The sequence below is a fragment of the Allobosea sp. NPDC055332 genome (assembly GCF_053645455.1).
Genome location: NZ_JBSHMO010000002.1, coordinates 1,134,377 through 1,141,621, shown reverse-complemented (window position 1 = coordinate 1,141,621; position 7,245 = coordinate 1,134,377). Strand labels below are relative to the sequence as shown.

The window sequence follows — 7,245 nt, the reverse complement described above, 5'->3', positions numbered from 1 at the left end:
TTTTTATTCACCCCCCCCCCCCCACAAAAACACTTGGGGGGTGGGCGCCCGCTTCTGTTGTTTAAACCCCCCCCCTGCCCGGGTCCCTTTGGGGGTGGGGGCCCCCCCCGCGGGCCCCCCCGCAACTGTTTCACACGCCCTTCTTCGCGCCCTTGCCCGGCTCGCTGAAATCGAGCTGCTTCTGCAGGCCGAGCTGGACCACGAAGGCCGGTACCGCCTCCAGCCCGGTATCCTTGGTCTTGCGCCAGGCGGCGGAGGCGGTCGCGGTCATGCCGTTGCCGAGGCCGAGGGCATAGTCGAAGCCGATGCTGGAGGTCCGCGTCGTGGCGTCGAGGCCGAGATAGTCCTCGAGCTTCTGCCGGACCGTGAGGGAGAGCGCGTTGGTATCGTTGAAGCGCGCCGTCAGCTTGCCCTCGTGCTGGGTCACGAGGTTGACCACGGCGAAGGGCAGGGTGGTGTCCTCGGCGGTGCGGCCCGAGGACAGGTCGAGCGTCAGCATCTGGTAGGGGACACGGAGCTTGGCGGTATAGAGCAGCTTCTTCTCGTTCTCGAACTCCCTGTCCGGGAAGATGATCTGCAGCGGCGAGAGCGAGGCCTCGAAGCTCGCCCCCGCCAGTGCGGTCGAGACAAACAGGTTCGGCTGCAACCGGTAGTTGTCGCGGCGCATGCCGAGATAGTCGGTGCCGTTGGTGAAGCGCGTCCGTGACGCCATGAAGGAGACGCCGATTTCGGTCTCGCCCTGACGCCAGGCGATGCCGGGCGTGATGCCGAGCGTGGCGAGGTTTTCGTCCTGCGGCAGGAAGTCGCCGTCGACGAAGACGTTGCGCTCGTTCAGCGCGGCAAGCCGCGCCTCGGCATTGGCGAAGAGCCGAAAGGAACCAAGGCTGAGGTTGAGCCGCTCGCGCCAGCTCAGGCTGCTGCGGCGGCGTGACCAGGTCTGCTCGTTCTCGATGGCGAGCGAGGATTGCAGCGAGAGGTTCTCGCCGATCCCGGTCATGTGCTTCAGCGTCAGCGTGTGCTGCCGGCTGGCGGCGAGCTGGCGCGGATCGTACTGGGTGTCGACCAGCAGGAGGTCGAGCCCGTAGCCGTCCTGCAGCGTACCGCGCAGATAGTTCCAGCTCGCGAAGCTGGTCAGTGTCGGGCTGCCCTTCTCGCCCTTGCTGTTGGTCGGACTCGAGTCGAAGCCGCCGCGCAGGCCGACCACGGCCGTCGAGATCAGAGTCTCCTCCGCTTTCTCTCCGGCTGTCGCCGGCAGGGTGCAGAGCAAGGCGCAGCAAAGCACGAATGCCGTACGGACAGGACGCATGACATCACCCCTCTCAGGTAAAGATAGATGATCATGCCTAATACTCAGTTAATACAGTCAAGAAAGCGCCCGCGCTTTTAAGAATAGGCTCCACGAAAATTATTCCAAGCGCTGAAGTACTTGATTCTGTATTCAAGCGCTCTCTGGTTAAGGCTAGCAAGTATGGTTAACAATGCGTTCAGATTGCAGTCAAATTAAAACACAACCATAACGTGTATATCGCTTCGATGCCCGGAGCGAGAGCAGGGAGAGAAAGATGAAGTACGCAATTGTTCTTGCCTCGATCGCTGCCTTTTCCGTCACCCCCGCCTTCGCCGGCAGCAAAGGTGGCCGCGGCGGCGGCCTTCTCGGCGGCGTGGTCACCACGGTGGCCTCGGTCACGACCGCGGTCTCGAACGTCAAGGTGCTCAACAACGTCTCGGTGCTGAGCGGCAACGGCATCCTGAACGGCAACAAGGTCAGCGTCGGTCGCGGCGGCATCGGGATCGGCAATGGCGGCCATGGCTGCGGCTGCAACTGATCCCTGACGAAAGCCTGGCCGAAACCACACATGTCGACCCGGCTGAGAGGGGTGCCTATCGCCCCTCTCGTCCTGTGCAATATCAAGATTGCCTACCTTCCGACCGGTAGGTTAAGCTCCCGGGGAGGCAGCGGAGCATGATGGCGGCGATGAACAGTTTCGATGCGGTCGGCGGCGGGACGCTGCGCTCGCCCTATTTCGGCGAGGAGCACGAGGCGCTGCGCGACCAGCTGCGCCGCTTCGTCACGAACGAGGTCAAGCCGCATGGGCTGGCCTGGGAAGAGGCCGGAATGGTGCCGCGGCAGGTGCTGGCCCGCATGGGCGAACTCGGTTTCCTCGGCATCCGCTACCCCGCCGAATACGGCGGCTCCGAGCTCGACACGCTCGCGACGGTGGTGCTGGCCGAGGAGCTCGGCCGCTCGACCTTCTCGGGCTTCGCCATCACCGCGCTGGTCCATACCGACATGGCCTCGGTCCATCTCTTCAATGCCGGCAGCAAGGCGCAGCGCGACCGCTGGATGCCCGACATTGTCGCCGGCAAGGTGATCTGCGCCATCGCCGTCACCGAGCCTGACGCCGGCTCCGATGTGAAGGGCATCCGCACCACGGCGCGGCGCGACGGCTACTTCTACGTGCTGAACGGCGCCAAGATGTTCATCACCAACGGCGTCCATGCCGATCTCTACTGCGTCGCCGCCAAGACCGATCCTTCGGCCAAGCCCTCGCAGTCGGTCTCGATGTTCCTGGTCGAGAAGGGCACGCCGGGCTTTCGCGTCAGCCGCGCCCTCGACAAGCATGGCTGGCGCTCCTCCGACACGGCCGAACTGGTCTTCGAGGAGTGCCGGATCCCGGCCGAGAACCTGCTGGGCGGCGAGGGCCGCGGCTTCTACGCGATCATGCGCAATTTCCAGAACGAGCGCACCGTGATCGGCGCCATGGCGATGGGCGAGGCGCAGGCCGCGATCGAACTGACGGTCGACTATGTCCGCACGCGCACCGCCTTCGGCGCCCCACTCTGGGACAAGCAGGCGATCCGCCAGAAGCTCGCCATGCTCGCAGGCAAGGTCGAGGCCGGGCGCCAGCTCGTCCACCATGCCGCCTGGCTCGACGCCAGGGGCTTCGATGCGACGCGCGAGGTCTCTATGGTCAAGGCCTATTGCGGCGAGCTGGTCAACGAAGTCATGTACGCCTGCGTTCAGTTCCATGGCGGCATGGGCTTCATGCGCGAGAGCGCGATCGAGCGCATGGCCCGCGATGCCCGCGTCCAGGCGATCGGCGGCGGCGCCACCGAGGTCATGCTCGAAGAGGTGGCGAAGCGGCTGTGACGGTGGTGTCGGGGCGGGCCGAACGGGCGGAACTGGAGGGCGGCGCGCGCCGCCTGATCCTCGACCATGCTGCGCGTTTGCTGCGCAGCAATGGCTACCACCAGACCAGCCTGCGCGAGATCGCCGAGGCGGTCGGCATCCGCAAGGCCAGCCTCTATCACCACTTCGGCTCCAAGGAGGAGATCGTCGAGGCGGTCGTCAATGACGGCGTCCGCTTTGTCCATGACGCTGTCCTGGCAGCGTTGGGCGCCGCGGGCGAAGCGACGGCGCGCCGCCGGCTCGAGGCCGCGATCGCGGCGCATCTGTCCGCTCTGCACGGCCATTCCGACTATACCTGCGCCAGCATCAAGGTCTTCAGCTTCGGCGAGAATCCGACGCCCGAGAGCGTGCGCCGCACGCGGCGCGCCTATGATGATCTCTGGCGGGCGCTGATCGAGGAGCTCGCCGCCGCCGGCGTGCTCGCGCCCGGCGTCGTACCGGAGCGGCTGCGGCTCTTCCTGCTCGGCGCCATGAACGGCTCGGTCGACTGGTATCGCGAGGGCCGCTTCGACATCGCGCAGCTCGCCGGCGAGCTCGCGGCGCTGGTCGCGCCGGCCGATCCCGGCCGAGAGAGCTAGCCGCTCCGCCTTAACCTGCCTTTGACTCGTGCCGGGCAAGGCTGGGGCATGACGCGTGACGGCCTGTTTCGATTTGGTGGCGAGTTCCGGGATTCCGTCCGCGAGGCGGCGTTCCGTGATGCCCGCTTCGGCGAGACGCTGCGGCAGTGCCGATTGATCTTCCTGATCTCGGCGGTCCTCAACACGCTTTTCCTCGCCAGCGACTGGCGCTTCCACGGCACGCCGCATTTCTTCGTCGCCGTGCCGGCGCGCCTGATGGTCGTTTTCGCCTCGCTGCTGTGCTTCGCATTGGTGCGCAGGGCGACGCGCTTCTCGCAGGCGCAAGCCGTGCTGATCGGCTGGGAGGTCTCGACCGGGCTGATGGTCGCGCTGCTGGTTTCCTCGCGCAGCGATCTCGCGCTCTTCGTCGTGCTGATGCTGCCGTCGATCTTCTATCTGGTGGCGCCGACCGCTTTCCGCTGGACGATAACATTGGGCCTCGGCTGCAGCGCGCTGATGCTCGCCGGCTATCTCGGCTTCGGCACGCTGCCGTCGACCTTGCCCGGCCTGATCCTCGTCCTCGTCATGCTCAACTTCGCGCTCGGGCTGGTGGTCGTCCATGGCAACCGCCTGCGCCGGCTCGAATGGGCGGCGACCCAGGCCGAGCGCCAGGCCAAGGACGAGCTCGGCACCAGCCAGGCGATGATCGAGCGCGTCTTCATGGCGGTGCCGATCCCGTTGATCGTCACCTCGCGCGGCGAGGGCCGCTTCCTGCGCGGCAACGATGCGGCGAAGCGCTATTTCGGCGACGAGGTCACGCAGGCGCAGGTCCAGGACGTGCTGCTCGACGGGGGCAATCGCCGCGTCATCGCCCGCCTGCTCAACGACCACGACCAGATCGAGGGCCATGAGGCGCAGGTGCGCGACGGCAGCGGCGCCATCCGCGACGTGCTGATCACCGCGACGACGCTGCCGATCGGTGAAACGCCGGCTGTCGTTGCCGGCATCGTCGACATCACCGACCGCAAGGCGGCCGAGGCCCGCACGCGCCGGCAGGCGACGCATGACGCGCTGACCGGCCTGCCGAACCGTTTGCAGTTCGGCGAGCGGATGCAGCAGGCGCTGGCGCGGATGGCGAGCAAGGGCGGGGCTGTCGGCCTCTTCCTGATCGATCTCGACGACTTCAAGTCGATCAACGACACCCTCGGCCATGATGCCGGTGATGCGCTGCTGATCCAGGTGGCGGCGCGGCTCGCCGCCGCGATCGGCCCGGACGAGTTGGTCGCCCGGCTGGGCGGCGACGAATTCGTCGTGCTTTCGACGCAGCGGCTGACGGGGTTGCAGGCGCTGGTCAGGGGCGAGGCATTGATCGAGGTGCTGCGCCAGCCTTGCGAGCATGCCGGTCAGACGATCGCGACGCGGGCGAGCCTCGGCATCGCGCTGGCGCCCGAGCATGATCGCGACGGCGTCGAATTGATGAAGGACGCCGATCTCGCGCTCTACCGGGCCAAGGCCAACGGCCGCAACATGGCGATCGTCTACGAGCCGGCGATGCGGGCGGCGATGGCGCGCCGCGTCGCGGTCTGCCAGGGGCTGGCCGGCGCGCTGAAGGACGAGCGCATCCTGCCCTACTATCAGCCACAGGTCGCGGTCGGCACCGGCCGGATCGCCGGCTTCGAGGCGCTGGCGCGCTGGCGTCATTCCGAGCGCGGCATCATCCCGGCCGCCGCCTTCCAGGAAGGCTTCCAGGATCCCGAGATCGCCGCCGGGATCAGCGATGCGATCATCACTGCCGTGGTCAACGACCTGCGGCGCTGGCTCGATGCCGGCCTCGATGTCGGCCATGTCTGCGTCAATCTCGCGGCCAGCGTCTTCCGCGACCCGGCGCTGCCGGAGCGCCTGCTCGGGCAACTGGCTGCGGCCGGCGTCCCGGCCAGCCATTTCGGCGTCGAGGTCACCGAGACCGTGCTGCTCACCCGCAATGCCGACGAGGCCGAGCGCACGCTGAAGACGCTGCGCGCCGCGGGACTGCGCGTTGCGCTCGACGATTTCGGCACCGGCTACGCCTCGCTGACCCATCTCAAGCGCTTCCCGGTCGATGCACTCAAGATCGACCGCGGCTTCGTCAGCCATGTCACCGAGAATGGCGGCGATGCGGCGATCGTGCGGGCACTGCTCCAGCTTGCCGCCGATCTGCGCCTCGACGTCATCGCCGAGGGCGTCGAGACCGCCGAGCAGGAGGCCTTCCTGAAGGAGCAGGGCTGCCGCTTCGCGCAAGGCTATCGTTACGCCAGGCCGGCGCCCGCCAATCGCGTGCCCTGGCTGCTGCAGCTGCCCGATCTCCTGCCCAAGGGCGACGCCATGCACGGGGATAGTGCCGCCGCCTGATCAGGCGCACTGGTCGCGACACGGTTTTCATGGCGCTATGCCGGGGTCAAAGACCGGAGCCTTGCATGCGCGCCTTCTATCATCCCGACCAGTCCAAGCACGATCCGCAGCAATATATGCGCTTCGGCCAGATCGTCGCGCCGAAGGACCTGCCGGAGCGGACCGAGCGGCTGCTCGGCGCGCTCGCCAAGCATGGCATCGCGCCCGAGCATCCGGCCGCGCACGGCATCGACCCGATCCTCGCAGTCCATGACGAAGGCTTCGTCCGCTTCCTCGAGGGGCTGTGGCAGCGCTGGCTCGCTCTGCCCGAGCGCGGGCCCGAGGCCTGGCCCAACACCTTCCCCTATTGGAGCGGCCGCACCGACGAGGCTGTCCGCCCGCCTTGCCGGCCGACCGGCATCGTCGGCCAGATGGGCTGGTATCTCGGCGACATGTCGGTGCCGGTCGGCGAGCATTGCTGGCTCTCGACCCTGCGCTCGGCCGAGACGGCGGTCTCGGGCGCCGAGGCGATCCTCGCTGGCGAGCGCGCCGTCTATTCGCTCTGCCGGCCTTCGGGCCATCATGCCCGCGCCGACCGCGCCTCCGGCTTCTGCTATCTCAACAACACCGCGATCGCGGCGCAGCGCCTGCGCAGCAAATTCGGCAAGGTCGCGACCCTCGATGTCGACGCCCATCATGGCGACGGCACCCAGCAGATCTTCTATCGCCGGAACGATGTGCTGACGATCTCGGTCCATGCCGACCCGGTGAACTATTATCCCTTCTTCACCGGCTATGAGGATGAGCGCGGCAATGGGGCAGGGGAGGGCTTCAACCTCAATCTGCCGCTCGCTCCCGGCGCCGGCGGCGCCGAGATGGAGGCGGCGGTCGACCGCGCCGGCCGCGCCATCCGCGAGTTCGGTGCCGAGGTCCTGGTGATCGCGCTCGGCTACGACGCCCACAAGGACGATCCGATCGGCGTGCTCAAGCTCGACGCCGCCGATTTCGCCACGATCGGCGAGCGAGTGAAGGCGCTCGGCCTGCCGACGCTGGTGGTGCAGGAGGGCGGTTACGCGATCGAGGCGATCGGCGATTGCCTCGATGCGTTTTTGGGTGGGTTCAAGGACTAGG

The 7,245-nt window shown here is 67.2% G+C and carries 6 protein-coding genes; 5 read left to right on the top strand and 1 reads right to left on the bottom strand.

From position 1 onward, the window contains the following. Nucleotides 1–130 precede the first annotated feature (130 nt). Nucleotides 131–1,306, bottom strand: coding sequence for a hypothetical protein (locus ACWIGM_RS14120; RefSeq protein WP_454026552.1), 1,176 nt, complete (start codon nt 1,304–1,306; stop codon nt 131–133). 256 nt (nt 1,307–1,562) lie between these two features. Between ACWIGM_RS14120 and ACWIGM_RS14115 the strand changes: the two genes are divergently transcribed. The 5 genes from ACWIGM_RS14115 (at nt 1,563) to ACWIGM_RS14095 (ending at nt 7,244) form a co-directional block, all read left to right on the top strand. After that, complete coding sequence (locus tag ACWIGM_RS14115) at nt 1,563–1,826, top strand: hypothetical protein (protein ID WP_454026551.1); 264 nt, start codon at nt 1,563–1,565, stop codon at nt 1,824–1,826. A gap of 149 nt (nt 1,827–1,975) precedes the next feature. Then, nucleotides 1,976–3,151 (top strand): acyl-CoA dehydrogenase family protein, encoded by a 1,176-nt coding sequence (locus ACWIGM_RS14110; protein WP_454026550.1) that lies wholly within the window; start codon nt 1,976–1,978, stop codon nt 3,149–3,151. Further along, nucleotides 3,148–3,768 carry a TetR/AcrR family transcriptional regulator gene (locus ACWIGM_RS14105; protein ID WP_454026549.1) on the top strand — a complete coding sequence of 207 codons (621 nt, stop codon included), beginning with the start codon at nt 3,148–3,150 and terminating at the stop codon, nt 3,766–3,768. Before ACWIGM_RS14110 ends, ACWIGM_RS14105 begins: the two co-directional genes overlap by 4 nt. A 48-nt stretch (nt 3,769–3,816) precedes the next feature. Continuing rightward, nucleotides 3,817–6,135 carry a putative bifunctional diguanylate cyclase/phosphodiesterase gene (locus ACWIGM_RS14100; RefSeq protein ID WP_454026548.1) on the top strand — a complete coding sequence of 773 codons (2,319 nt, stop codon included), beginning with the start codon at nt 3,817–3,819 and terminating at the stop codon, nt 6,133–6,135. Nucleotides 6,136–6,200: 65 nt separating this feature from the next. Next, complete coding sequence (locus ACWIGM_RS14095; protein ID WP_454026547.1) at nt 6,201–7,244, top strand: histone deacetylase family protein; 1,044 nt, start codon at nt 6,201–6,203, stop codon at nt 7,242–7,244. The last annotated feature ends 1 nt before the right edge of the window (nt 7,245 follow it).

Coding starts and splice junctions, on each gene's coding strand:
- ACWIGM_RS14110 (WP_454026550.1), top strand. CDS start 1,976: ATGAACAGTTTCGATGCGGTCGGCGGCGGGACGCTGCGCTCGCCCTAT.
- ACWIGM_RS14115 (WP_454026551.1), top strand. CDS start 1,563: ATGAAGTACGCAATTGTTCTTGCCTCGATCGCTGCCTTTTCCGTCACC.
- ACWIGM_RS14095 (WP_454026547.1), top strand. CDS start 6,201: ATGCGCGCCTTCTATCATCCCGACCAGTCCAAGCACGATCCGCAGCAA.
- ACWIGM_RS14100 (WP_454026548.1), top strand. CDS start 3,817: ATGACGCGTGACGGCCTGTTTCGATTTGGTGGCGAGTTCCGGGATTCC.
- ACWIGM_RS14120 (WP_454026552.1), bottom strand. CDS start 1,306: ATGCGTCCTGTCCGTACGGCATTCGTGCTTTGCTGCGCCTTGCTCTGC.